The organism is Ruegeria lacuscaerulensis, assembly GCF_013034745.1.
GTDB classification, from domain to species: domain Bacteria; phylum Pseudomonadota; class Alphaproteobacteria; order Rhodobacterales; family Rhodobacteraceae; genus Ruegeria; species Ruegeria lacuscaerulensis_B.
The window spans coordinates 457,983-484,440 of record NZ_WQGP01000003.1 but is presented as its reverse complement, the minus strand read 5'-3'; the positions used below and the strand labels follow the sequence as shown (position 1 = coordinate 484,440).

Genomic DNA, 26,458 nt, shown 5'->3' with positions numbered 1-26,458 from the left:
TGATGGACCAAAACTGGGCGTTTTATGTTTCAATGTGATTTCTGAAATCAGCGGTTCGTGTTTCAGTTGTTGCTCTGTGAAGCCGTTCACACAACGCGCTATCCGGTTCCAAACACGCCATGTTTTCGAAGGTCTGTGGCAGGAAAATGCACGCCTTGAAACAATTGAAACACAGCTGGCCGATTTTGAAATGGCACTGAAACACTGATATTCTAGACATTCGGAATGAACATGGACTCGGCAACTGATCTAGAAGAAATCGAAAAGGCGCGGGATCTTCTGCGCGACGCGATCGAGTCCTTGAAAGAGGGGTTTGCCCTTTATGACGACGATCGTCGTCTGGTCATGTTCAACCAACGCTATGCCGAGATGAACAAAGGGGTTGCCGACCTGCTGGAACCGGGCCTCGACTGGGAAATCCTGATGCGCGAAACGGCGCGGCGGGGCATCTACGCGGACGCAGTCGGCAATGAACAGCAATGGGTCTCGGACCGGCTGGCCAATGGTATCGACTTCATTCAGGACTTTGAGCTTCTTGAAACGGATGGGCGGACGTTTCTGGTCTCTGTTCATCCAACGAAGTTCGGCGGTTTCGTCGTCACGCGCGAGGATATCACTGAACGAAAACAGGCCGAGGTTGAAGAGCGCGATGGGGATCTACTGATCCGCAAGGTGCTGGATGCCAGCTCTGCCGTCGTCACCATGGCGCGCATTGGCGATGGACAGATCCTCTATCGCTCGCCGGCGGCGTTGCAGTTGTTCGGCCCTTCGAAGTCAGCGCGCGAGCACTATTTGAACCCGGAAGAACGCGCAGATTTCATCACTCTGCTTTTGGCCGATGGCCGGGTTGAGGACTACAAACTAGATCTGGTGAACGCAGCGGGCGCGACGTTTCCAGCGTCAATCTCTTCGCAGCTGATCGACTACAAAGGCGAAGAAGTCATCGTCACCAGCATCATCGACCTGACTGTGCAAAAAGAAGCCGATGCGTTGATCCGACAGGTTATGGAGGCCTACCCTGCCGCGATCAACATGACTCATGCAGAAACTGGCAAGGTCTTGTTTGCAACGCCCGAGATCAAAGCGCTGTTTGGCGATGCCGAGAGCTCCAAGTCGTACTATGCCGACCCGACCGAGCGCGAGCGATACTTGAACGACCTGCGAAAAGAAGGTGCGCTGAAGGACCGGCGGATGGAGTTCGTTGACGCGCGTGGGCGCAAATTCTGGGCCGCGGATTCGTCTCGACTTATCGAATTCAATGGCGAGGAAGTCATCGTTTCGAACACGCGTGATCTGACAGACGAACTGGCCATTGAAGCCGAACTAACTAAACAGCGCGAGATGCTTTTCCAGAATGAAAAGATGTCGGCCCTGGGAGAGCTGCTTGCCGGTGTCGCCCATGAGCTTAACAATCCGCTGTCGGTGGTTGTGGGTCATTCGCTGATGTTGAAGGAAGAGATAACAGATCCGGACCTGACAGTCAGAATTGAAAAGATCGGCAACGCCGCGGAACGCTGCGCCAAGATCGTCAAAACATTTCTTGCGATGGCACGGCAGCAACCCAGCAAGATCGAACCTGTCGATGTGCTCACTTTGATCGAAACTGCTGCCGATGTGGCGGGCTATGGCAGCACCTCGGGTGAGATCAATATTTCTCGCGTTGTTCCGCAGGATATGCCACCCATTGCAGGGGACGCAGATCAAATCACGCAGGTTATCATCAACCTGATTATCAACGCGGAACAGGCGATGACATCTTCGGGTGTCGGCGATCGGATCACGTTGTCTGCCGAAACCCGAGCAAACACAAACATGATCGAAATCACGGTCGAGGACAACGGCCCCGGCATCCCCAAAACCATAGCACCGCGGATATTCGAGCCCTTCTTCACCACCAAGGAGGTCGGCGATGGCACAGGCATCGGCCTGGCCTTTTGTCACCGCATAATTCTGTCCCATGGTGGTCAGATCAGGCTGGAGCAGAGTGGTGGTACCGGCACTTGTTTCCGAATTACCCTGCCAATCGCTTCCGACGAAAGCACCCGTTCGGATGACACAAAAGACTCCATTCCAGCCGCATCCAGGCATAGGGCCTTAGTAGTGGATGACGAGGTCGAGGTCGGGGAATTGAATGCCGAGATCCTGCGACGGGAAGGGTTCGAGGTAGACTTCGTGTCCTCGGGTGAAGAGGCGCTGAACCGGCTGCAGATATCGTCATACGATATCTTTCTAAGCGATCTGAACATGCCGGGTGTCGATGGGCGAAAGATTTTTGAAGCGTTGAAAACGCGCTTCCCCGAGATGCTGAAGAAAACCGCTTATATCACCGGTGACACGATGGGCGAAAGCTCTTTGGGTTTACTGAAGGAATCCAGCCTTCCCTATCTTGAAAAACCCGTATCACCCTCGGAACTCCGGACACTTGTCGGGCAGTTGCTTGCAGACCAGAAGGACTTGTCAGATGAATAGTCAGCAATGCCACATTCTGGTGTGCGACGATGAAATCGACGTGCGTGAGATGTTGCAAGAATATCTGGGCAAACGCGGGTATCAGGTCTCAACTGCCTCTGGCGGCGAAGAACTGCGCGCGATTGTTGCAGATGTGCCGGTCGACCTGATGATCATGGATATCAACATGCCCAAAGAGGACGGCTTGTCCATCCTCAGATCTCTGCGACCAGATAACATGACGCCAGTCATCATGCTGACGGCAGCCGGCGACGTTGTAGACCGGATTGTCGGGCTTGAGATGGGCGCAGATGATTACCTGGGCAAACCGGTCGACCTTCGGGAACTTGAAGCCCGGATCAAGGCCATTTTACGTCGCGAAGCCCTGACTGACAAACCCTCGGCGGGCTCGACTGACGCCGAACAGGCCGCATTCGGACATTATGTACTGGATAAAGAGGCCGCCAAACTTCTGGCCGAAGATGGGTCAGAAGTTCAGTTGACGGCCATGGAATACAGGTTGCTCAAGGTTTTTGCGGAAAACAAAGGGCGTGTTCTGAACCGTGACCAACTACTTGAACATGCGCATGATCGGTCCTGGGACCCGTTTGATCGCAGTATCGACATCCGTATTTCCAGGTTGCGCCGAAAACTGGAGACAAACCCCGAAAAGCCCCAGATCATCCGGACCGTACGCGGGATCGGGTATGTCTATGATCCCAAATAGACTGCGCAGATTGCGACAAAACCTACAGCGAAACCACAGACAACCTTGGCGTCCAAGCGTCTGGCGGGTCATTGCCGTCCTTAGGTTCGGCGCAAGCTCTGTTACCTTACTGGATTGAGACCGGCTGCCACACGCCATCACTATCGGACGATTTGAGTGCAGCCGAGATGAATGCCATCCCCAGCAAACCATCACTCAGCTCAGGCAATAGATCTTGGCGATCTTGATCTTTTCGGATCAGCGCCGCTGCGTCCTTGTAAATCGTCGCAAACCCTTCCAGGTAGCCTTCAGGGTGACCGGGCGGAATGCGGGTGGCCGCGCGCGCGGTTTCTGATGTCGCCGCCGACCCTCGGGTCAGAACCTGAGTTGGTTCACCAAAGCGGCTAAAGTACAGATGGTTGGGGTGTTCCTGTGACCATTCCAACCCGCCCTTGTCGCCATAGACCCGAAGTCGCAGCCCGTTTTCATTTCCCACAGCCACCTGACTGGCCCACAGCATGCCTCGCACACCATTGCCATAGCGCAGAAGGATATGGGCGTTGTCGTCTACTTGCCTGCCCGGCACCATGCTTGAAAGGTCCGCCGCCAGATGTGAGGGCACTTCACCCGTCACGAAATGCGCCAGATTGAAAGCGTGTGTGCCGATATCGCCGATCGCCCCAGCACCCGACCGTGCAGGGTCCGTGCGCCAGTCGGCCTGTTTGTTGTCGGCATCCGCCGGTTCGGTCAGCCAGTCCTGCGCGTATTCGACTTGCACCAGCCGCAACTTACCCAACTCACCCACCTGCACCATCTCACGTGCCTGCCGGATCATCGGATAGCCGGTGTAATTGTGCGTCAGGATGAAATGGGCGGATGACGCCTCGGCTGCGGCCTTGATGCGCGCGGCATCCTCAGCCGTGGCGGAAAGAGGTTTGTCGCAAATGACGTGGATCCCCGCTTCAAGAAACGCAATCGCCGGATCGGCATGCATATGGTTGGGCGTCACAATCGCTACGGCGTCGATACCGTCGTCGCGCGCTGCCTCGGCCTGTGCCATCTGACGAAAATCTGCATAACTCCGATCAAGCCCCAGCTCTTGCGCCGAGGCCGCCGCGCGCTGCGGGTCGGAAGACAGCGCACCGGCCACCAGCTGCCACTGCCCATCCAGCCGGGCGGCAATTCGGTGTACGGCTCCGATAAAGGCGCCTTTTCCGCCGCCGACCATGCCCAGTTTCAATGGTGTCATTGGCCCAACCCCAGCATGGATCGGATCATGGCCTGATCCACTTCGCCGCCTGCGAAATCGTCAAAGGCCTTGTCCGTGGTTTCAATGATATGACGCGCGATGAAGGGCGCGCCCTCGGCAGCGCCCTGCTCGGGCGATTTTAGACAGCATTCCCATTCCAGAACAGCCCAGCTGTCATATCCATATTGCGTCAGCTTCGAGAAAATCGCCCCAAAATCTACCTGCCCGTCGCCAAGGCTGCGGAACCGCCCCGCCCGGTTGGTCCAGCTTTGATAACCGGAATAGACACCTTGGCGACCGGTCGGGTTGAACTCGGCATCCTTGACGTGGAAAGCACAGATGCGCTCGTGATAGAGGTCGATGAACTCTAGATAGTCCATCTGCTGCAACAGGAAATGCGAGGGATCGTAGTTGATCTGGCAGGCCTCGTGCCCGTTCACCGCATCCAGAAACATCTCGAAGGTGGCTCCGTCGAAGACGTCCTCGCCAGGGTGAATTTCAAATCCGATGGCAACGCCCTGTTCTGCATAGGCGTCAAAGATCGGACGCCAGCGACGGGCAAGCTCGGAAAAGGCTTCTTCAATTAGACCTTGGGGGCGCTGCGGCCAGGGGTAAAGATAGGGAAAGGCCAGTGATCCGGTAAAACTTACCGTTGTGTCCAGCCCCAAGCGCCGGGCCGCAATGGCAGCTTTCTTCACCTGGTCCACAGCCCAATCCTGCCGCGCTTTTGGGTCGCCGTGCATGTTTTGGGGCGCGAAGGCGTCGAAAGCTGGATCATAAGCCGGGTGAACGGCAACCAGCTGGCCTTGCAAATGGGTCGACAGTTCACTTATCTCAACCCCTGCGTCGCGGCAGGTGCCAAGTATTTCGTCGCAATAGGTCTGACTGTCCGCCGCCTTGTCCAAGTCGAACAGCCGCCCATCAAAGGTCGGGATCTGCACTGCCTTGTACCCCAGACCGGCCGCCCATTCCGCAATCGACCCCAGCGAATTAAACGGCGCGGCATCATCCGCAAACTGCGCAAGAAACAGTCCTGGCCCTTTGATTGCACCCGACATCACAGACTCCCTTTCAAATTCCGAATACCGGGGCCTCAAGCAGCCCCGGTGAATTCACTCAGTTATTTGCCACCCCAGCGTTCAGGGTAGCCGGGCATGTCTTCACACCCGCAGGCTGCGTAGTGCAGCGGAGGCATGGAGGGGTTCACAAAATCGCCGAGATTGTCGCTGGTGATCGCCGGTTGTGGCAGGTTCCATTCCGGCCCAGGAATGGCCTCGCCATCCAAAACTTTCAGAGCTGCCAGGATAGGCGTGCGCCACTGATAAGTCGGGTAGGTCGGAGCAATGGTGTTCAGGCCAATCTCCTGCCATTTCTGTAGGAAATCCTGCTGATCCTCGCCGGTTACGATAGGAACCTCCAAGCCCATATCTTCGAAGGCTTCGATAGCGGCGACTGAAGTGGCACCAGCGTCCATCCAAACTGCGCCCAATTGGGTTCCGCGCTGGATATAATCCTCGACAATCGCCTTGGTCTTGGCACGGTCGCCATCGGTGAACTCGGCCCCTACGATATTTAACCCAGCCTCTTCCATGATGCGCTTGGCCGCGGAATAGCGGGTTTCCAGCACATCCACGCCGGGCAGGATGCGCAACATCAGTACGTCCGAGCCTTCGGGTGCGTTGGCGGCGATGAACTCGCCCGATTGAATGCCGAAACCATACCCGCCGACCGGTTTGATAAACGTCACGGGACAATCCGTGTTTACGCCGCGGTCAAACACGATGACCGGCAATTGCGCGCAGGCTTTTTCCACAGCGGGGGTCAGGGCTGCTGTCGTGTTGGGGGACACGATCAAGGCGTCACAAGTTCCGCCAGCCAGCAAATCTTCGATATCGGCGATCTGTTTGTCATCCGAGCCTTCCGCATCGGTCACAACGAAGTCCGCAATGTTGTCGTGCCGCTCGACCTCGGCCTGCATTGTATTCCAACCAACTACGCGCCAAGGATTGTTGACGCCCGCGTTCGAAAAACAAATCGTATGAGGGCCGTCTTTCTTGTACGCCGACGTATCAGCCATCACGTCGCCATAGTACTGCAACCAGGGTGTTTCAGCATCGCCGTTGGCGGCAGCCCCCAGCATGTCCTTTTGTTTGGCGAACTCCACCGGGTCATCGAAATTCTGTGCTTGCGCGGGAAGCGCTACCACCAAAGCCGCCAAGGCTGTCGCTGTAAACTTGTTGATCATTTTGTTTTCCTCCTCTGAAAAGTTTCGGGCGCCTATCCCCCTGATCGGCGTCGTCGGTATCCGGCGATCACCACCGCCGAGATCAAAATCAGACCCTGAACCACGTCCCGGATCGGCTTAGGGAAGCCCAGAATGTTGAGCAGCGTAAACATCGCCTGCAATACCAGCGCACCCGCGATCGTTGCCCCGACAGTGCCGCGCCCGCCTAGCAATTGCGCACCGCCGATCACAGCAGCGGTAATGGCCTGCAGCTCCAGCCCGACACCCACATCTGTGGACACCCCCGCAAAGCCGCCAAGAAGGATCCCGGCGATAACAGCCGAGACCGAAGATACGACAAAAGCGATGATCCTGGTCTCGGTAAGCGGGACGCCCGCCAGCAATGCAGCCTTTGGGTTGTCGCCCATCGCAATCAGACGCTTGCCGTAATTGGTGCGATGCATCAGCCACCACATACCGGCACAGACAATGACCATAACGATGACCGCCACCGGAAGAATCTTGATCAGCGGCACATCCTTGATCAAATACCGGCCGAAGAACCTAAAGTTCTCTGGCAGATAACCGCGAGGAGCCCCACCTGACCATGTCAGAGCGACACCGCTGAGCGTGATCATCATCCCCAGAGTAGCGATAATCGATGGCACTTTGAGCCACGACACCACGAGCGCGTTCGCCGTTCCGACAATCACACCTACACCCAGCATGACCAGGACAACCCACCACGTCGCGCTAGCGTCGCCATCCAGCAGAATAGAACTGCCGATCACGGTCAAAGTCACCAACGCCCCTGCCGACAGGTCGAATCCGCCCGAATTGATGACGTACAATTGCCCAACGGCCAAAATTGCGATCGGAGCGGCCCGTTTGAGAAAATTCATATACCCGGTAGGCTGCAGGAAATACGGCGACAGGATCGCAATCGCCACAAACAAAAGTGCCAGTACCAGAAAGACGGGATTGATCTGCTTTAGCCGTTCGATCACGCCTCGATCCTCCGGCTCCGCACTGCATAGACGGCAACAGCCGCCACAATGATGATCCCGCGCAGGATCTGTTTCGCGAAGGCGTCGACACCGGCAATGTTGAAAATCGAGTCGATCAGCGAGAAAATCATCACCCCCATCAGGGTGCCCCAAACACCTCCGCGCCCACCTGAAAGCGCCGTGCCGCCGATCACCACCACAGCGATGGACTCCAGATCATATACCCCGTCCCGCCCAATCCACGGCGCGCCCGAACGCAACCGACTGGCCAGATACAACCCCGCAATGGTGGCGCAGACCGAGCAGATCACATGCGCCATGATGACCACGCGGGTTGTCCGCATACCCGCCAATTTGGCGGCGTCCGGATTGCCTCCAACTGAATAGATATTCGACCCGGCGCGGGTAAAGCGCAGAAACACCCAAGCGGCCACGGTCAGCGCGATCAGAAAGATCAAACTGATCGATATTCCCCCGACTTGCCCATACGCAAAGGCCTGGAACTCTTCTGGCACCTCGCCGGCAAAATTGTTGAACGTGGCGCTCAGAAGGCCCTGCAGGACGAGCGCCATGCCAAGAGTAGCGATCAGTGGGTTGACTTCGAACTGGGTGATTACCAGCCCGTTGATCAACCCGACCACAACACCCACTGCCAAAACGGCGGCAATCGCTGGCAGCATCATCGAAGGATCGCCCGACATGATTGATGACGCCAGAACGGCAGATACCGAGATTAAGTTCGCGACACTCAGATCAATTGACGCGATCAATATGGCAAAGGTCTGGCCCACTGCCGTGATCCCAAGGGCAATTGAGCGCCCCAACAGACCAAGAAGGTTTTCAACCGTCAGGAATTGGGTCTGGCCTGTCAGCACGGCCACGATGACATAGACAGCGATCGCAGCCATCAGCAGCAAGAATGGCGCAAAAGCCATGAGATTTCTTGAGCGCGCAGGTTTCATAAGGTCTCAAGTCCCAAATGCGCTTCAGTTGCTGCATGCATGACCTCAGTCTCACTGGCGCCATATCCAAATTCGGCCACGATTTTACCGTCGCTCATCACCAGAACCCGGTCCGATATGCCTAGAACCTCGGGCAAGTCAGACGAAATTGCCATAACCGCCGCGCCGTCTTGTGCCAAACTGCGCATCTGAGCGTAGATGACGGCCTTGGTGTTGACGTCGATCCCTCTGGTCGGTTCAACAAAGATCAGGACTTTTGGAGCCAAGGACAGCCAGCGGGCAACGATGGCCTTTTGCTGATTACCGCCGGACAAAGACTGAATCTCGACCTCGTAATTCGCAGCTCGCAGGTCAAAGGCGTCAAACAGCTTATCCATCTGATCCAGTGTCGCAACCGGCGTATTGTTCGGCGCGCCCAAGGGGTTGGAAAACGCGCGTGCCGAGATCATTCCATTGTCCCGAACCGATTGCATCAGCATGAGCCCCTCGGCCTTGCGATCACCTGGCAACATGGCGATGCCCGCCTTGGCGGCCTTGCGCGGGCTTGTCAGCGAAACCGGTTGCCCTTCGACCGACACTGTGCCGGTCTCAAAGGGTTCTGCGCCAAACAAGGCCAACGCCAATGCAGCGCGACCTGCCCCCTGAACACCTGCGAATCCGGTGATCTGACCTGCACACAGTTCAAGATCAATGTCGAACAAGCGCGCGTTACCCCCACCGTGCACGGTCAGAACCGGTGCGCCGACCTCGTCCGATGTTGCGGGGTCGGGATAGAAGTGCCCGATGTCTCGCCCGACCATAGCTTCTACGATTTGGCCAGTTTCGGGCACATCATCAAACGCGGCAGCTACTTTTCCGTCCTTGATGACGGTCACACGGTCGGCCAGACGCCGAATTTCGCGCATACGATGCGTAATATAGACGATCGAACGCCCCTGCCCCCGCAGGTCTTCGACCAGTTGAAACAGCAAGTCACATTCCGCATCGTTTAGGGCTGCGGTTGGCTCGTCCATGACGATCACTTGCGCGTTCAAAGACAATGCTTTCGCGATTTCAACCATCTGCTGCTGCGCGACGTCCAGATCACTGACCAGCGTGTCGGGTCCAAACCGATGGCGATCTCCAAACAAAGCCAGCACGTTGCGCGTTTCGCGCCGCATCCTCGCGGCGTCCAAAATACCAAACCGGTTGGTTGGTTCGCGACCCAGAAATATATTCTCGGCCACTGTTCTGTCCGGCAGCAGCGAGAACTCCTGATAGATCACACTCACACCCTGGGTGAGCGACTCCAGCGGATGCTGAAACCGAACCTTCCGACCGCGAAGGAATATTTCCCCTTCTTCCGCCTGATAAACACCCGACAGAACTTTCATCAGGGTGGACTTGCCCGCGCCGTTTTCTCCGACCAACGCGTGAACCTCACCAGCCCGAGCCGAAAAACTGACCGAATCCAGTGCTTTGATCCCTGGAAAAACCTTGGTGATCCCTTTCATCTCAAAGATTGCGTCACCGGTCATGCTTGGGCCCAATTCTTACGAATGAACTCAGCACTGTCCCGAAACAACTGCGCATGAGTATCGAACATGGGGCGCCAGATACGCGTAGCCGCAGCAAGTTCCGGCACGCCTGCGCCAAAGGCTTCCATAACGACCCATCCGTCGAACCCGGTCTTTTTCACGGATGAGAAAACCCGCCCAAAATTAATCTGCCCTGTTCCAGGAGTGCCCCGATCATTTTCAGAAATGTGCAGCACGTTGATTTGACCAGCGACTGCAGCGATTGCCCTTGCCTGCTCTTTTTCCTCGATATGTGCGTGAAAGGTATCGTACATGATCCCAAAAGCGGGATGATCGACCATTTTACAGTATTGCGCGGCCTGTTGGGCGGTGTTCAGGAAATGGGTCTCAAACCGGTTGAGCGGCTCAAGCGCCAACCGCATTCCTTGCACTGATGCCTTTTTTGCCATCCGATGATGAGCATCAGCACCGCGTTTCCATTCTTCGGTAGTCGGACCACTGCCGGTGAAGTGGCCGATCGGTGCGTGGAAAGGTCCCCCGATGGTTTGAGCACCCAGTGCGTTGGCGCAATCCACGATCCAGTCCAGATGCTCCAGCCCACGCTCGCGGATTTCAGGATCAGCACTGGTGGGGTCCGCATTCGGGTCAGGCGTAATCGCGGTGCATGTTCGCTCCAACCCCAACGCGTCCAATTCGCCGCCCAGCCATTCATAGTGATCGGCTGTTCCTTCGAGCACGGGAACTTCAACACCGTCATACCCTACTTCAGCCGCTAACTGACAGAACTTCAGCTGCGACTGGTCGATAAATCCACCGACACAAAGCAGGTTCACGCCCAGCTTCATTTCCCCTCCCAAGGCAAAATCGCACACCCGTCTCGAATCTTATGTAATCGTTTTCATTTTTAATGTAAAGGATTACATTCTGTCTTTTTCGCTGCTATTACTGGCTGACATGACAAAGAAATCGAACAACAGACCCACGGTTCGGGACGTTGCACGGGTGGCCGGAGTTTCGACGGCTACAGTAAGTCGGGCGCTGCAATCCCCTGATATCGTTTCTAAAAAAACACGGGATGCAGTGTTTGCCGCCGTTTCGGAAACAGGCTACAGCGTCAATACTGCTGCACAGATGCTGCGTCGCAACAGGTCCGGGACTATACTTGTCATCCTCCCGGATATCTCCAACCCCTTCTTCTCGAAAATCCTTTCCGGTATCGAAGAGGTTGCCACCCGCGCAAATTTGACAATTCTGATAGGCAACACAAACGGGGATAGCACGCGCTACGCGAATATCCTCGAAAACCTGCGCAATGGACGCGCGGACGGGGCCTTGATCCTGAACGGGGAAGCGCCCCCAGACGGAATGCTACCCGAAGGCACCCCTGCCGTTTCGATCTCAGAACGCCTGGACGGAACACCTTATCCGCACGTTGGCACGGATAATGAAAGGGCCGCATTCGACGCCACACGGTACTTGATTGAACAAGGTCACCGGAAAATCGCCCATGTCACCGGACCTCAGGACAATACGCTGACCAAAGACAGGCGAGATGGATATGTGAAGGCAATGACCGAAGCGGGGCTGTCAGACCACATTCGCCTCATAGACGGAGGCTTCGTTTACTCAGACGGTGAACACGCAGGGCACCACCTGGCAAAAAACTGGCCCGAAACGACTGCCGTGTTTTGCGCAAACGACGAATCCGCCATGGGGGTCATACGAAGCCTGCAACAGCACGGCTACTCGGTACCGGATGATATATCCATCATGGGTTTTGACGACGTCCCTTTCGCTCGCATTTTCCAGCCTGAGTTGACCACAGTGCATCAGGCCCGGAACCTTATTGGACAACGCGCCATGGAAATATTGCTGGAACAACTTGAAAAGAAACCCTTTTCGACCGGCTCGGTCTATTTGGATCACAGGATCGTTTCGCGAAACAGCGTGGCCGGACCGCGAAATTAAAGTACAGCATCAGGACCGTGCCGAAAGTTCAATAGAGCGTCGATGCCGTAAGGGACCAGCATGTCCCAAGGCCAGGACAGCATTTGAACCCACAAACCTTGTTCCGCGGGGACGGTATCAGCTTTCCAGCCGCTTACCTGTTTTGCTGTCAAACAAGTGCATATGCTCGGGCGCAACCGAAAACCGCATTTTCGGGTGGTGACCTTCGATAGGGTGGACGCCCGGAAGACTGATCGTGATTGTAGCGCCAGAGTTGGCAAGGTGGCCGTGTAGCAACGTGTTTGCGCCCAACGGCTCTGCCATTTGCACACTGGTTTCAAAGGGGCCGCTATTGTCAGCAAACAAATGTTCGGGACGGATACCCAGCATTAGGTTGGCATCCGGGCCTTGTGCAGGGCCAATCTCGATATCCCCAACCTTGATCAATCCGTTGTCGCGGCGCGCGTCAAAAATATTCATCGCGGGGCTGCCGATGAACTGCGCTGCAAACAGTGTTTTCGGCGTTTCGTAAACCTCAAGCGGAGTTCCGATCTGCTCGGCCAAGCCTGCGTTCATCACGATCATCCGGTCCGCCATTGTCATGGCTTCGACCTGATCATGCGTCACGTACAGGGATGTAATCCCAAGTTTTTCCTGAAGTTCACGGATTTCAAGGCGCATCTGCACGCGCAGCTTGGCGTCCAGATTCGAGAGCGGTTCATCAAACAGAAAAACAGCTGGTTCGCGAACAATGGCCCGACCCATTGCCACCCGTTGACGCTGGCCACCGGACAACTGTCTGGGTTTTCGATCCAACAATGGCTCAAGCTGCAACAGCTTGGCCGCTTCGGTCACTTTCGCATCAATTTGCGTCTTAGGCAGTCCAGCGATCTTCAGCCCATAGCCCATGTTCTGGCGCACCGACATATGCGGATAGAGCGCATAATTCTGGAACACCATCGCGATGTCGCGGTCCATCGGCTCTTTCTCATTGGCGCGCTCATCGCCAATGCGGATTTCGCCCGAAGTAACGGTTTCCAAACCGGCCACCATGCGCAAAAGCGTAGATTTCCCACAGCCCGACGGGCCGACGATCACAATGAACTCTCCGTCGGCAATGTCGATGTCGATGCCGTGGATCACATCCGTGGGACCAAAGCTTTTCTTGACGTCTTGCAGGGTTACAGTTGCCATTTCTTACTTCTCGCTATCGACAAGGCCGCGCACAAACAGCTTTTGCATGGATACGACGACGATGACCGGCGGGATCATCGCCAGTATGGATGTGGCCATGATCGTCGGCCAATGGGCAAAATCATCGCCCGAAGGGAACATCTGCTTGATGCCCATTACAATGGTGTTCATTTCCGGGTCGGTGGTGATAAGCAGCGGCCACAGATATTGGTTCCAGCCATAGATGAACAAGATCACGAACAGCGCCGCGATATTGGTGCGGCTCATGGGCACGACAATATCAATGAAAAACCGCAACGGGCGGGCACCGTCGACACGCGCGGCCTCGGCCAATTCATCGGGAATGGTCAGAAAGAACTGACGGAACAGGAAGGTCGCGGTGGCCGAAGCGATCAGCGGGAAGATCAGCCCCGAATAGCTGTTGAGCATACCAAACCCGGCCACAACCTCGAATGTGGGAACGATCCGCACCTCGACCGGCAGCATGAGGGTGATGAAGATCATCCAGAAAAATGTCTGACGACCGGGAAAGCGGAAGTAAACAATCGCAAAGGCCGACAGCAGCGAGATGATGATCTTACCCACGGCAATGCCGATGGCCATCACCAGACTGTTGAACAGCATCGTCGCCACGGGCACGTTGACGCCTGAAAACAGCGCCGCCTTGTAGTTCACCCAGAACTGGTCCCCTGGCGTCACCGGCATAGGGGGCGACACGATATCAGCCTGCGTGACAGTCGAGGCAACAAAGGCCAGCCAGATCGGAAAGAAGATGATCAGAACGCCCAGGATCATGAAGGCATGGGTCAGCCAGATTCCCGCGCCGCGTTTCTCGACCATTCCGTGTTGTTGGGCGGCCATCAGTAGTGCACCCTCTTTTCCACGTATTTGAACTGGATGACGGTCAGAAGGCCAACTACGACCAACAGGATGACCGACTGGGCCGAGGACGATCCCAGATCTTGCCCCACGAACCCGTCGGAGAAGACCTTGTAGACCAGAATGGTCGTGGCTTGTTGCGGCCCGCCCCCGGTGATCGTGTGGATAACCCCGAAGGTTTCAAAGAACGCATAGACCACATTCACCACCAGCAGGAAAAACGCGGTTGGCGACAGCAATGGCAACACGATGGTGAAGAACCGCCGCCAAAAGCGGGCGCCGTCGATCGCGGCGGCCTCGATCACCGATCTGGGGACCGATTGCAGGGCTGCGAAGAAAAACAGGAAGTTGTAGCTGATACGCCCCCAGGCCGAAGCTACGACGACCAGTCCCATCGCCTCGGTCCCGTTCAGAACGTGGTTCCAATCATAGCCAAGCTGGCCCAGATACCATGAGATCACGCCGACGCGAGTGTTGAACATGAACAGCCACAACACCCCGGCCACAGCAGGCGCGACCGCATAGGGCCAGATCAACAGCGTCCGATAGACGCCCGATCCTTTGATCAGCCGATCCGCCAAAACCGCCAGAAACAGCGCCGGAATCATTGAGCAGAGTGTGACCAGCGTCGAAAACACCGCGGTGGTCACGAAAGACGCACGATAGAACTTGTCGCTGAGCAGGAATTCAAAATTGCCCAATCCAACGAATTGCGAAGATAACCCGAACGGGTCGGGGATAAACAAAGATTGCCAGATCGCCTGACCTGCGGGGTAAAAGAAGAAAACGGCCGAGATGATGACTTGCGGCGCGATCAGTGCTAGTGGCAAAAGCCAGCCGCGAAAGGTGACGCGTTTTTCCATCCTAGAGGCCCATCAGCAAATAAACATGTGGGCCAGGACCGGCCCACATGTGCCTTTAATTCTAGCGATTTGCAGTCTCAAAGCGGCGCAACAGGGCGTCTCCGCGTTCTTTTGCACTGTCCATCGCCTCTTGTGCCGTCTTTTCTCCCGACCAGATCGCCTCAAGTTCCTCGTCGATAATGCCGCGGATTTGGTCGAACGACCCAAGACGCAGACCTTTGGAATTAGCGGTTGGCTCTTTCGCGGTCATCTGGATCACGGCAATATCAGTGCCAGGGTTCTCTTCATAGAACCCTGCATTGCGCGTCTCGACACCGGCTTCGGCGGTGATCGGCAGATAGCCGGTATTCTGGTGCCAATCGGCCTGAACACCCGAGGTCGACAGGAAGCTGAGAAACTCGCCAACGCCTTTATATGCATCGTCCTCATGGCCTTCCATCACCCAAAGCGAAGCACCGCCGATAATCGTGTTCTGCGGCTCGCTGATCACGCCAGACCAATAGGGCAGCGGGCGGACATCAAAGTCGAACTGGGCCTCGGCCTTGATGCCCGCATAGCCCGCTGAGCTTTCGGTAAACAGTGCGCACTCGCCAGACCGGAAGTTGGCTCCGCCTTCGTTGCGGCGACCGGTATAGATGAATTTTCCGTCCTTGGCCCAATCACCCATGGCAGTCAGGTGTGCGACCTGCGTGGGCCCGTTCAACATCAACTCGGTGTCCAGACCGGCAAACCCATTGTCCTTCGAGGCAAACGGGACGTCGTGATATGCGGACAGGTTTTCAAGGTGAATCCAGCTCTGCCAAGCGGTGACCAGCGGGCAGTCTTCACCGCCTGCTTTCAACTGATCCAAAACCGCGCCGACATTTTCCCACGTAGACAGGTCGGTGTCGGGATCAACACCGGCAGCTTCGAAAGCGTCACGATTGACCCACAGAACTGGCGTCGACGAGTTGAAGGGCAAGGACAGCATGTCGCCATCGGTGGTGGTATAATAGCCTTTGACAGCGCCGATATAAGCGTCGGGGTCAAAGGATGCGCCGCTTTCGGCCATGACCTCAAACACAGGTTTGACAGCTCCCTCGGCGGACATCATCGTGGCAGTGCCGACTTCGAACACCATCAGGATGTGGGGTTGTTCCCCCGCGCGAAACGCCGCGATGCCTGCGTTCAAGGTTTCCGAGTAGTTACCCTTGTGGCTTTCCACCACGACAAATTCATCCTGGCTTGCGTTGAATTCTTCCACTTGGGCTTTCACAAGCTCGCCCAGACGACCTGTGAAAGCGTGCCAGAACTGAACTTCGGTCTGCGCCATTGCCGCCACCGGAGACAAAGCAGTTGTTACGGCAAGAGCGCCGATAAATTTCTTTTTCATGATTCCTCCCATGCATCAGGTTTGATGCTTCGTTGAATACCGACCGCTCAACAGCTTCGGCACACATGACGATTTCCCGACGTTAAACGCACAGAATTATAATTCAAGTCCGATCTGATGGATAAAAAAATAACATGGTGTTATGAAAACTTGGGAACGATTGGAAACAGCGATGAACCAAACTCTGCGGGTCCGGCAATTGGAAGCACTGATGGCCGTGACGACCAATGGCTCGGTCACGGCGGCCGCAGTCGATTTGGGCGTAAGCCAACCGGCTGTCAGCAGGCTACTTTCAGATCTTGAAAAGTCGCTTGGGTTTCAACTTTTCGACCGTCGAGAAGGTCGTTTGGTTCCCACGCAAGAGGTGCGCTACCTCCTGCCTAGCGTTGAACGCGTCCTTGAGTTGATGAATCAAATCTCGGATGTCAGCCAGGACATCACGCAGCGCAAGGCAGGGCATATTCGCGTTGCCTGCCTTCCCGGATTTGCAACCAGCCATCTGCCCAACGTGGTTGCAGGGTTTTTAAAAGATCGACCCGGAGTGACTTTGACGATCGAACCGGACCGGCCAGAGCGCATTCTGGAATGGATGATCGGAGAGCAATATGATTTCGGCATAACAGACAGTTTCAACGGTCATCCTGCGGTTGAAAGCAACAACATCGACGTCCGCACCGTTTGCGTTTTCCCAACAGGACATCACCTTGAAAACCTGTCTACCATAGCACCAGCGGATCTTGCTGACTGCAAACTGATCCACACCCGACGAGACAGCGATTTCTTCAGCAGGCTTTCCAAAGCCTTTCACAACGTCAATGCGACGTTGAATTCGCATATCGAGGTCAGGCAGTTTACCGCGGCCTGCGAGCTGGCCATGAAAGGCGTAGGCGTTTCTGTCGTCAGCGAGTTGGACGCCGTGCAATACGCCTCACGTGGTCTTAGCTTTCGACCGTTCACACCTGAACTTCCACATACCCTTTCGCTCGTCCGGCCTATCCTGAAGCAACCGTCGCTGGTGACGTTAGAGTTCATTGAACAGTTCAAGGAAAGCCTTACCCCATTTGCAGTTCAATAAGTCGGGCAGATAGTCCGATTTTTTGCGTTATTTAGAGCCACAATCGTTTCATCTTGGTAGAGAATGACGCGCTGAGCCTGGCCTGCGTGCAACACAAAGTCTTGGTATTTGGTCATGATCCCGTAGTGGGGACCGCTGAACCTGATCGAACTCAGCGGCAAGCTGTTTAACTGGGGCATTGCCCAGCAAATTGGTCTCTCACTCCGAGTCCTGAGCTTCTAAAAAAGGATTTCGCTTGGGGCTCCTATCCGAATGCGATTTGCGCCTTCATTGCCTGCGTTCGATCCCCCGCCAGGTCAAAGCCCGCCTGCGCCTGATCCAAAGGCACCGTGTGCGAGATCAGTGGTTTCACATCCAGGCTGCCATTCTGCATCAGGGCAATGGCGGTGGGGAATTCCTCGTGGAACCGGAACGAGCCGCGCAGGTCCAGTTCCTTGGCGGTCAGCATCTGCATAGGGATGGTCATGTCTCCGCCCAGACCCAGTTGCAGAACGATGCCGCGCGGACGCAGCGCGGCAATGCCCGCGGCCAGCGCCTGGGGGCTGCCGGAACATTCGTAGAGGATATCGAAGGTGCCTTTGCCCGCCTGATAGGCGGCCAACGCGTCGCTATCTTGCGCCACGTTGATGACCCGATCGGCACCCACCCGAGACGCAAAGCCAAGCGCGTTATCCTCAAGGTCGGTCACGACAATCTCGGTCGCCCCTGCTGCACGTGCAGCCAGCACAGCCAGAGTGCCAATGGGACCGCTGCCGGTGATCAGAACCCGCTTGCCCAGAATTTCTCCCGCGCGCCGGGTGCCATGCAGCACAACCGAGAGCGGCTCGGCCATCGCCGCCTCACCCGCCGTCAGGCCCGTTGCCCGCACGCATTGGCTGGCATCTGCCACCAGAACCTCACGAAACGCGCCCTGAATATGCGGGAACGGCATGGCAGAGCCGTAAAACCGCATGTTTTCACAATGATTGCGCAGACCTTCGGCACAGTACTGGCAATTCCCGCAGGGCCGCGATGGGGACACGGCAACCAAATCGCCAACTGCCAGCCCGTTGACACCTTCGCCCAACGCCTCGACGTGACCCGAAACCTCATGCCCCAGAATCATCGGCTCGCGCAGGTGCACCGTGCCAAAACCACCGTGGTTGTAATAATGCAAATCCGAGCCGCAAATACCCCCTGCGGCCATTTTGATGCGAACCTGACCGGATCCTGGCTTTGGCACTTCGCGGGTTTCAATACGTAGGTCGCGGGCGGAGTGAATGACAATCGCACGCATGGCTTACAAGCTCGCCGTGATGCCGCCGTCCACGAACAGAGTATGTCCGTTGACAAAGCTGGATGCCGGGGACGACAGGAACACGCAGGCCCCCACCAGTTCCTCGACCTTGCCCCAGCGGCCCGCCGGGGTGCGTTTTTCCAGCCAGGCCGAGAATTCGGGATCGTTGACCAGCGCCTCATTCAGGGGCGTATCGAAATAGCCCGGCGCGATTGCGTTGCATTGCAGCCCATGTTTGGCCCAGTCAGTGGCCATACCCTTTGTCAGATTGCCTACGGCCCCTTTGGTCGCGGTGTAAGGCGCAATGCCGGGCCGGGCGAGCGCGGTTTGAACGCTGGCGATGTTGATGATTTTACCCGCACCGCGGCCGATCATATGCCGCGCACAGGCTTGCCCAACGTTGAAGACCGTCGAGATATTGGTCTCCAGCAGCTTGCTGAACATCTCGGCGGGGTAATTCTCCAGTTCTGTCCGAAACTGCATCCCGGCGTTGTTGACCAGTATGTCAATCTGCCCCGTGCCCTCATACCCGTCCACAGCAGCCTTGACGGCCGCATGGTCGGTGGCGTCGAAGGGCAGCGCCGTGACGCTGTGGCCTTCGCCAGCCAGCTTGGCAACGGCTGCATCCAGTTTGGTCGTATCGCGGCCATTCAACACCACCGAGGCACCGGCCTCGGCCAAGCCTCGCGCCAGCGCAAATCCGATCCCCTGAGAGGATCCGGTGACAAGGGCAGTTTTTCCGGTCAGGTCAAATAGGGTCATAGTTCAGATCTCAACATAAACATCGTCGCCTTCAACAGCGACAGGGTAGGTTTTCAGCGCCTCGCAAGCTGGTGCTGCGGAGGGGTCGCCGGTGCGGTAATCAAAGGCCCCGAAATGCAGCGGGCATTCGATGTTGAACTCGTCCACCAGCCCGTCGGACAGGTGCTGCTTTTCGTGGGTGCAATAACCATCGGTGGCATAAAAATTTCCGTCCGGGCCGTGGATGATGATCAGGCTTTTGTCCCCATGATCAAAGCGTAAGACGTCTTCTTCTTCGATGTCGCCCGTTGAACAGGCGCGGATTTTCTCGGCCATATCAGCCCTCAGATTCTGTGAAATGCGTCATGGCCATGCGATGCACAAATGGTGTCCACCTGCGTCACCCGCGCCCGATGAAAGGCATGTTGGTGGCCATGACGGTCATGAACTGGACATTCGCCTCAAGCGGCAGATCGGCCATATGCAGAACTGATTGCGCCACGTTCTCGACACTCATCACTGGTTCAGGCTTTATCGACCCGTCCGCCTGCGGCACACCGCCGGACATTCTCGAGGTCATTTCGGACGCCGTATTGCCAATGTCTATCTGGCCGCACGCGATATTAAACGGGCGACCATCCAACGAGATCGACCGGGTCATACCCGTGATCGCATGTTTGGAGCTTGTATAGGGCGCTGATCCGGGTCGGGGCACCGCAGCCGAGATCGAGCCATTGTTGATGATCCGTCCGCCCTGCGGGTCCTGATCGCGCATTAGGTTAAACGCCCCCCGCGCGCACAGAAACGCTCCATAGAGGTTTACGTTCATCACGGTCAGGAAATCCTCGGGTGGGATATCCCCAATCGGCGCTGCGGGCACATTGTTGCCGGCATTGTTGAACAGGACATCCAAACGCCCATGCGCCTGTTTGATCTGGTCGTACAGGGCATCAACCTGTGCCGCATCCGTCACGTCGCAGGCCAAAGCTAACCCGCCGCCCATGGCAGCAACAGTTTCGTCCAGCGGTTCCTGCCGCCGTCCGGTGACCACAACCGTGTATCCGTTTTCGGCCAGCTTCACCGCACAGGCCTTGCCAATGCCAGAGCCGCCGCCCGTCACCAAAGCAATCTTGCTCATGTCCCTTTTCCTCCCTTGGGCGCCAACCTGTCTGGCAGGCGGTTATTGTCTTCATACAACGCCAAATGCGCGCGTATCGCATCAAGGCAAGCAGGCAAGTCGCGGGCGATGGCAGCATCGTAAATTGCCCGATGTTCGCCCCGCGTGACCTGCGAGAACCCGAACCCGGCGATCCGGGATACGGCGTACATTCGAAACGTGTCGTAGACGGACTTGTAGGTCTGCATCAGCAGATCAGATTTGCACGCCCCCAACAATGTGCTGTGAAACACCCAGTCCTGCCGGGACCAGCGCCTGAGAAACGGTTCAATATCATCCGCCTGCTCCATACGCACCTCGATAAATTCAAGGTTGTGATGCGCCGCGTTCAGCGCCATTTCCCATTCGAAATCCCCTTGTTTCAACGCCATTTCAGCCGCTTCGCATTCCAGCAAAAGCCGCAGATGCGCCGCCTGCCGAAACGTGTCTTCCGAATGCTCGACTGCGCGGAAACCATGGTTCTTTTCGTTTTCGACAAAACCTTCTCCGGCCAGCCGCAATAATGCCTCACGAAGGGCTGCGGTGGTGCTGCCGAACTCGACCTTGAGGTGCTGAGGTTTCAGACGTTCCCCAGACTTCCATCGCCCCCAGATCAGCCCATCGCGCAGGCTGTCGTAAATATCCGGCGAGGATTGCAGGGCAGAGGAGTCGTCCATTTCAAAAGGCGTAAGGACAGGTTGAAGTCACGTCAAGATTATTTTGGGAGATGTCTTTTTTTTCGCCATTCCAAGACAGTTTCGAAACTTTTGTTGACGGAATGCAGGCTCCTCTCTATCCGAGTATAAGGTCAGTAGCGCCCTTTTTTCCGGGTTTGGGTGTGGGAAGGACATGAAATGGCGAAAAAGCCCAAGATCACGATTGACGAACATGGTCAGGAACGAAACCGCCGTGGTGAATGGTGGTCGGGCCGCCCGGTTTTTCTTGAACCGCTGCTGGACGATCCGCTGAATTTCCCGAAGATATTCAAATGGCTAACCGGTTTTCCGGGGTTTTTCTTTCCGTGGTTTGCCATTTACATGGTCCTGATCGGCGTCTGCTATGTCTGGTTCACGCCAGAACTGTCGCGCATGGAAACTTTCCAACTTGGTTGGATGGGTGAGATTTTCTTGCGCAATCTTGTGCTGATCTGCGTTTGGACTGGGATAATCCACCTGTGGTTCTGCGGTTTCAAAATGCAGGGGCGTCTAAAAAAGTACAACGCCAACTGGCAGGCAAAGAACAACGCGACTTTCCTTTTCGGTGATCAGGTCTGGGACAATATTTTCTGGGCGCAGGTCGGTACACTGATCTGGACCGGTTACGAATGTTTCCTGTGGTGGGGCTATGCAAATGGCTGGATGCCCTATCTTGATCCGGCCGAGCATCCGATCCTGTTCAGCCTCCTCATGATGGCAATTCCGTTCTGGCGCAACTTTCACTTCTACTGGATTCACCGGCTGATCCATTGGAAACCGCTGTATGACTGGGTACATTTCCTGCACCACAAGAACGTGAATGTCGGCCCTTGGTCCGGATTGGCAATGCATCCGGTTGAACATCTGATCTATTTCTCATGCATGCTGATTCACGTGATCGTGCCCAGCCATCCGCTGCACATGATGTTCAACGGGTTCCAGACTGCCCTCGGTCCTGCAGTCAGCCATTCAGGATTCGATGAAATCGTGTTTGGAGATGAGCTGGCCCTGCGTAATGACCGCTATATGCACTATCTGCACCACCGCTATCACAACGTAAATTTCGGCGAAAGCAACGTGCCGCTGGATAAATGGTTCGGCAGCCTTCATGACGGTACCCCCGAAGCTGACGAACATTTCCGCAAGCTACATACTGAGCGCGCCAAAGCCATGCGTAGCCGCCAAGAATGAGCAACACTTTCGCTGCTGCACCTCAGATCGCGGGGGCAACAGCGCTTTATCTGGAATAGAACCCCGCAATCATATAGCCAAGCTGGATCGCGAAGTCTTCACACGCTCTGGCTGCACTCGGTTGGAAAGGTCTGGCCCAAGGTGTGTTTCCACCAATCGAGCTGTTAAAAAGAGTTCTTCTGCTCACGTTTCCCCAGAACTGGAGGTGAGCAGAATCTCATTCAATTGGGCAAGAATGGTTTCAATTTCGTCCCCACCCTTTTGGATCAGCGTATCGACCGATCCATTCAGGCGTATTCGATCCTCGCTGGATAGGGTTTTGGCGGTCACAATGATGACCGGTATATCTTTCCAGTCGGGGTTTTTCTTCATTCCGGCCAGAAACTCGAACCCGTCCATTTCGGGCATCATGAGGTCCAAGAGGATCACGTCTGGAACAGATTCAGACAAGCGTTGCAACGCGCCCAGCCCGTTGACGGCCTCGTCGATCTGCCAACCCTCCCGGCCGAGGACGCGGCAGATCAATTCGCGGGTTGCAGCTTCGTCTTCGACAACCAGGACAGTCGGGGTTGGTTGCGTTGGGCAATGCTCTTTGAGGGCCTTCAGCAGCGCGACTGTGTCGATCGGCTTGTCCAGATACTCGCTGGCCCCGAGAGACAGGCCCCGTTTTCGGTCCTCGGCGAAAGTCAGCATGATAACCGGGATATTCCCCAGTTCTGGGTCTTCTTTCAGTTTGGACAACACTGCCCAGCCGTCGATCTCGGGCATGAAAACATCCAGAGTGATAGCGTCAGGCCGCGTCGTCCGTGCTAGTTCCAAAGCCTCATCACCGTTGGTCGAAGCCAGCACGCGATAGCCTTCGCGAACCAGACGTCGCCCCAGCAGATCATGTACAGTCGGATCGTCATCAACCAGAAGAACAAGCGGCGCGTTTGGATCGCTGTTCACGCTGCCCTCGGTATATTCGGCCCGTTGCAACAGATCAGCGGACGGGTCCTTGCAGATGCGCGGTAGCCGGATGGTAAAGGTCGACCCTTCACCCAACGTGCTGTCACAGTGAATATCGCCGCCCAGTTGCTCGCAAAAGGCTTTGGTGATCGACAGACCCAGCCCAGTGCCGCCATAGTTGCGCGTGGTCGAGGAATCGGCCTGTGTAAAGGCATCGAAAATCCGGTCAACCTGCTCTGGTGACATACCGATCCCACGGTCGGTAACGGCAAATTCCAATTGACCGCCTTCGTTAGACTCCACGACCGACAGCGTGATCTTCTCGTTTTCGGTGAACTTGCAGGCATTGGACAGTAGGTTCAGCAGCGCCTGTCGGACCTTTGTCAGGTCACAAACCATCTCGCCGAAATCTTCGGGGCACGAGATTTCCAGCGTGTTGTCGTTTTTCTCGGCCAAAGGTTGCACCGTAGTACTGACGTCGTTGATCATCTGAGAGATGTCGAACGTGTCCAGAGTGAACTCCATCTTGCCCGCTTCGATCTTGGACAGGTCCAGAACGTCGTTGATCAGCGCCAGCAGATGTTTCCCTGCGGACTGTATCTTTTTCAGGTCGTTCAGGTTGGCTTCATCATTCTGGTCTATCGCTTCTTCAAGCATCAACTCGCTATAACCGATGATGGCGTTCAGGGGCGTGCGCAGCTCGTGACTCATATTGGCAAGGAACGAACTTTTGGTTTGACTGGCCGCCTCTGCAATGTCGCGGGCGACGCGCAATTCACTTTCGACCCGTTTCTGTGTGGTGATGTCGCGGCCGTAGACATTCGCGTAGCCCCCATCCGGGACCGGCCAAAGCAACAGCGCGTAGATCAAGTCGCCGGCGGCATGTTCGAAATCCTGCCGCTCGTCCTCGGTCATGCCGCGCGAGACCCGCTCGCGCCATTCGGCTGCGACCTGCGCGCCAACCTTGAAACCCAGCGCCTTGATCAATGGTGCGCTGGCCCGGTTGGCGTACATAAGCTTGCCCTCATCACTGATACGCAAGACTGGGTTGGGGTTCTCTTCAGGGATGCGAGCAAGTTCACGTATCCGACCTTCGGCCTTAAGTTGTTCGTTCAGCGCCTTGGTATTCGCCAAACTCAACTTGATCCCGTTGATTGCGCTTTTTCTGGTCAGGAACGTGAGCTGCGTAATCGCCAAAACCGTGCCCAAGATTGTGAGCGTGTTGAAATACCACTCCAGCGGTCCCCACAGCAGCATGGACAGCCAGGTCAGAAACAGGACCGGGCTGGAGAAGCCCCACGTCACCCTCAGCGAAAAGGTGGTAGAACCGCCAAACGCGCCGATAAAGGCGAACAGATACAGGACCATCTGTTCGTGCGGTGCCAAAACCGGCATCATGAAGAAATTAAAGCTGCCCCATGTCGTTCCAAGGATCATTGAGGTAATGAGGATAACTTTCAAGCGACGTTTCGAGATCGACTTGGGCCTGGGCTTATTACGCAGCGCGTAATAACTTTTCATCCCCAATACATTCATGGCCAGCAACAAGGCCAAAGATACGATCGCGGGAAGGGTCAGGTTTGCAGGGCCGAACTGCAAAATCATAACGACAAATGCCATCAGGAAAGACAGTGCAAATACAGGCGTCGTCGACGCAACGTCCAGTGCCTCGTGAATTCGCAACTCGCGTTCGTAGTCTTTGTCCTGCCCGTCCTGCACGCTCTTTCCCCCCAAAAGCTCGCCAGCATCTGGACACAAGATCAGGTGCATCCTTCCCCTTGCAAGGATTATCTGCCGAGCGCGATCAATTGTGTTCAATGCGCCGGATCAGGTTCGTGTCATGTCGCGGTTTCGGCACCGTCCTGCGTTGTTTGTGATGCAGTCCGACCATCTGCGCCCGCAAATTCGCGCGCGTCTTCATTGTCAAAAGCCATGACCGGGGGGCTGGGTTTGTTGTTGAACATCAGCCTGAACACGTCAGGGCGCGAGTAATGCCCGCAGGGATCGGCGGCTGCCTTGCCAATGGCAATCATGTTCAGGTCAATCTCGGCAATCACCAACCCTTCTTGGTCCGACGGGATGACCTCGCCCAAAGGCGATCCGTCGGGGCCGAAAATCCGAGCATAACCACCGCCCTTTTTCAAAAGCTGCTGCTTGACCGGTGTGTCGCACAGCGCTTCAACCATTTCGTCGGATACGGTTGCACAGGCGGCCAGCACGAAGCACTGCCCCTCGACCGCGTAGACCTGACTGGCGGCGGTATTGACCTCGGGGCCCAGGGCATAGGCCCCACCTTCATAGACCGAAAAGCTGGGCCAGGCGGCGATGTGAATTTGTTCGTTCTGCGCAAACATCGCGTATTTGTTCAAAGGCTGAATATGCTCCCAGCAGCACAAGGCCCCGACCCGGCCAAGATCGGTGTCATAGACCACCATATCGCTGCCATCGCCTTCGCCGTAAACCGTGCGCTCAACATGAGTGGGCTTCAGCTTGCGCCGGCGCGAGATCACCTCTCCATCCGGCCCGTAATGCCATTGACCCATATAAAGCGTACCGTTCACGTTCCATGACAGCCCCATCACCACATGCATGTTGTTGTCACGTGCGGCCTGCGCCAGACGTTTATCCTGAGGACTGCCCGCCACGATTGAGTTTGCCGCGTATTTCGGCACCAACGGCATGTAAAGCGCAGTCGCATCCAGCCAGATGTACCACGGATAACCGGGCAACCATGTTTCAGGGAAAGCGATGATCTTGACGTCCTGTGCGGCGGCCTCTTCGATCAGTTTGATCGCCTTGTCGACACCGGCATCCAGATCAAGAAAGGCGGGAGCGGCCTGAACGGCGGCGGCTTTAAACGGGGCAGTCATGGCAATCTCCTTCAGTATCGGTCGGGTCTGATCCGTACTGTGGCACATCTGCGGGTGGCCGATTTCTCAATCTGGGCGGAAAGACGGGTCAGAATGGGCGACATACCGGCAAGGTTTCTTGAAACAACGTTTTCATGA

The 26,458-nt window shown here is 56.1% G+C and carries 23 protein-coding genes; 5 read left to right on the top strand and 18 right to left on the bottom strand.

Features of this window, described 5'->3' with window-relative positions; translation table 11 throughout:
- Positions 1-225: 225 nt before the first annotated feature.
- Positions 226-2,469, top strand: a complete 2,244-nt coding sequence (locus GOV79_RS08465) for an ATP-binding protein (RefSeq protein WP_170789426.1) — start codon at positions 226-228, stop codon at positions 2,467-2,469.
- Positions 2,462-3,175 carry a response regulator gene (locus GOV79_RS08460; RefSeq protein WP_170789425.1) on the top strand — a complete coding sequence of 238 codons (714 nt, stop codon included), beginning with the start codon at positions 2,462-2,464 and terminating at the stop codon, positions 3,173-3,175. The genes GOV79_RS08465 and GOV79_RS08460 overlap by 8 nt, the downstream gene beginning before the upstream one ends.
- A gap of 106 nt (positions 3,176-3,281) precedes the next feature.
- Here the strand turns inward: GOV79_RS08460 and GOV79_RS08455 are convergent, their stop codons facing one another.
- The 7 genes from GOV79_RS08455 to GOV79_RS08425 form a co-directional block, all read right to left on the bottom strand.
- Complete coding sequence (locus tag GOV79_RS08455) at positions 3,282-4,403, bottom strand: Gfo/Idh/MocA family protein (protein WP_170789424.1); 1,122 nt, start codon at positions 4,401-4,403, stop codon at positions 3,282-3,284.
- The gene (locus GOV79_RS08450; protein ID WP_170783159.1) at positions 4,400-5,461 is read right to left on the bottom strand and encodes a sugar phosphate isomerase/epimerase family protein; all 1,062 of its coding nucleotides are present in this window, start codon (positions 5,459-5,461) and stop codon (positions 4,400-4,402) included. Before GOV79_RS08450 ends, GOV79_RS08455 begins: the two co-directional genes overlap by 4 nt.
- Before the next feature lie 62 nt (positions 5,462-5,523).
- Complete coding sequence (locus GOV79_RS08445; RefSeq protein WP_170783160.1) at positions 5,524-6,648, bottom strand: substrate-binding domain-containing protein; 1,125 nt, start codon at positions 6,646-6,648, stop codon at positions 5,524-5,526.
- Positions 6,649-6,680: 32 nt separating this feature from the next.
- The gene (locus GOV79_RS08440; protein WP_170783161.1) at positions 6,681-7,634 is read right to left on the bottom strand and encodes an ABC transporter permease; all 954 of its coding nucleotides are present in this window, start codon (positions 7,632-7,634) and stop codon (positions 6,681-6,683) included.
- On the bottom strand, positions 7,631-8,569 hold the full coding sequence (locus tag GOV79_RS08435; RefSeq protein ID WP_237217973.1) for an ABC transporter permease: 939 nt from the start codon (positions 8,567-8,569) through the stop codon (positions 7,631-7,633). The genes GOV79_RS08440 and GOV79_RS08435 overlap by 4 nt, the downstream gene beginning before the upstream one ends.
- A gap of 23 nt (positions 8,570-8,592) precedes the next feature.
- Entirely contained in the window at positions 8,593-10,113 is a 1,521-nt protein-coding gene (locus GOV79_RS08430) for a sugar ABC transporter ATP-binding protein (RefSeq protein ID WP_170789422.1), read from the bottom strand.
- Positions 10,110-10,958, bottom strand: coding sequence for a sugar phosphate isomerase/epimerase family protein (locus GOV79_RS08425; protein ID WP_170789421.1), 849 nt, complete (start codon positions 10,956-10,958; stop codon positions 10,110-10,112). Before GOV79_RS08425 ends, GOV79_RS08430 begins: the two co-directional genes overlap by 4 nt.
- A 109-nt stretch (positions 10,959-11,067) precedes the next feature.
- Between GOV79_RS08425 and GOV79_RS08420 the strand changes: the two genes are divergently transcribed.
- Positions 11,068-12,081 (top strand): LacI family DNA-binding transcriptional regulator, encoded by a 1,014-nt coding sequence (locus GOV79_RS08420; RefSeq protein WP_170789420.1) that lies wholly within the window; start codon positions 11,068-11,070, stop codon positions 12,079-12,081.
- 117 nt (positions 12,082-12,198) lie between these two features.
- Here GOV79_RS08420 and GOV79_RS08415 read toward each other — a convergent pair whose 3' ends face one another.
- The 4 genes from GOV79_RS08415 to ugpB all read right to left on the bottom strand — a co-directional run bounded on the left by GOV79_RS08415 (position 12,199) and on the right by ugpB (position 16,368).
- Positions 12,199-13,254: a sn-glycerol-3-phosphate import ATP-binding protein UgpC gene (locus GOV79_RS08415; protein ID WP_170789419.1), complete on the bottom strand. Its 1,056-nt coding sequence runs from the start codon at positions 13,252-13,254 to the stop codon at positions 12,199-12,201.
- Between the two features lie 3 nt (positions 13,255-13,257).
- Positions 13,258-14,094 (bottom strand): sn-glycerol-3-phosphate ABC transporter permease UgpE, encoded by an 837-nt coding sequence (ugpE, locus tag GOV79_RS08410; RefSeq protein WP_170789456.1) that lies wholly within the window; start codon positions 14,092-14,094, stop codon positions 13,258-13,260.
- A gap of 20 nt (positions 14,095-14,114) precedes the next feature.
- Positions 14,115-14,996, bottom strand: a complete 882-nt coding sequence (ugpA, locus tag GOV79_RS08405) for a sn-glycerol-3-phosphate ABC transporter permease UgpA (RefSeq protein ID WP_170771635.1) — start codon at positions 14,994-14,996, stop codon at positions 14,115-14,117.
- A 61-nt stretch (positions 14,997-15,057) separates the two neighbouring features.
- Entirely contained in the window at positions 15,058-16,368 is a 1,311-nt protein-coding gene (gene ugpB, locus GOV79_RS08400; protein ID WP_170789418.1) for a sn-glycerol-3-phosphate ABC transporter substrate-binding protein UgpB, read from the bottom strand.
- 172 nt (positions 16,369-16,540) lie between these two features.
- Between ugpB and GOV79_RS08395 the strand changes: the two genes are divergently transcribed.
- On the top strand, positions 16,541-17,443 hold the full coding sequence (locus tag GOV79_RS08395; RefSeq protein WP_170783169.1) for a LysR substrate-binding domain-containing protein: 903 nt from the start codon (positions 16,541-16,543) through the stop codon (positions 17,441-17,443).
- 244 nt (positions 17,444-17,687) lie between these two features.
- On the opposite strand, the gene GOV79_RS08390 is transcribed toward GOV79_RS08395, so the two are convergent.
- From GOV79_RS08390 to GOV79_RS08370, 5 genes are all read right to left on the bottom strand, one after another.
- On the bottom strand, positions 17,688-18,719 hold the full coding sequence (locus GOV79_RS08390) for an L-idonate 5-dehydrogenase (RefSeq protein ID WP_170789417.1): 1,032 nt from the start codon (positions 18,717-18,719) through the stop codon (positions 17,688-17,690).
- A gap of 3 nt (positions 18,720-18,722) precedes the next feature.
- Complete coding sequence (locus GOV79_RS08385) at positions 18,723-19,481, bottom strand: SDR family oxidoreductase (protein ID WP_170771643.1); 759 nt, start codon at positions 19,479-19,481, stop codon at positions 18,723-18,725.
- Between the two features lie 3 nt (positions 19,482-19,484).
- Entirely contained in the window at positions 19,485-19,796 is a 312-nt protein-coding gene (locus tag GOV79_RS08380) for a Rieske 2Fe-2S domain-containing protein (protein ID WP_170789416.1), read from the bottom strand.
- A 64-nt stretch (positions 19,797-19,860) separates the two neighbouring features.
- Entirely contained in the window at positions 19,861-20,598 is a 738-nt protein-coding gene (locus tag GOV79_RS08375; RefSeq protein ID WP_170771648.1) for an SDR family oxidoreductase, read from the bottom strand.
- Entirely contained in the window at positions 20,595-21,293 is a 699-nt protein-coding gene (locus GOV79_RS08370; protein ID WP_170771650.1) for a GntR family transcriptional regulator, read from the bottom strand. Before GOV79_RS08370 ends, GOV79_RS08375 begins: the two co-directional genes overlap by 4 nt.
- A 177-nt stretch (positions 21,294-21,470) precedes the next feature.
- Here GOV79_RS08370 and GOV79_RS08365 point away from each other — a divergent pair, with 177 nt between their 5' ends.
- Positions 21,471-22,502, top strand: a complete 1,032-nt coding sequence (locus GOV79_RS08365) for a sterol desaturase family protein (RefSeq protein WP_170789415.1) — start codon at positions 21,471-21,473, stop codon at positions 22,500-22,502.
- A 183-nt stretch (positions 22,503-22,685) separates the two neighbouring features.
- Here the strand turns inward: GOV79_RS08365 and GOV79_RS08360 are convergent, their stop codons facing one another.
- Both GOV79_RS08360 and GOV79_RS08355 read right to left on the bottom strand, forming a co-directional pair.
- Positions 22,686-25,220, bottom strand: coding sequence for a response regulator (locus GOV79_RS08360; protein ID WP_170789414.1), 2,535 nt, complete (start codon positions 25,218-25,220; stop codon positions 22,686-22,688).
- A gap of 68 nt (positions 25,221-25,288) precedes the next feature.
- Positions 25,289-26,320, bottom strand: coding sequence for a carbon-nitrogen hydrolase family protein (locus GOV79_RS08355; protein WP_170789413.1), 1,032 nt, complete (start codon positions 26,318-26,320; stop codon positions 25,289-25,291).
- Between the last annotated feature and the right edge of the window lie 138 nt (positions 26,321-26,458).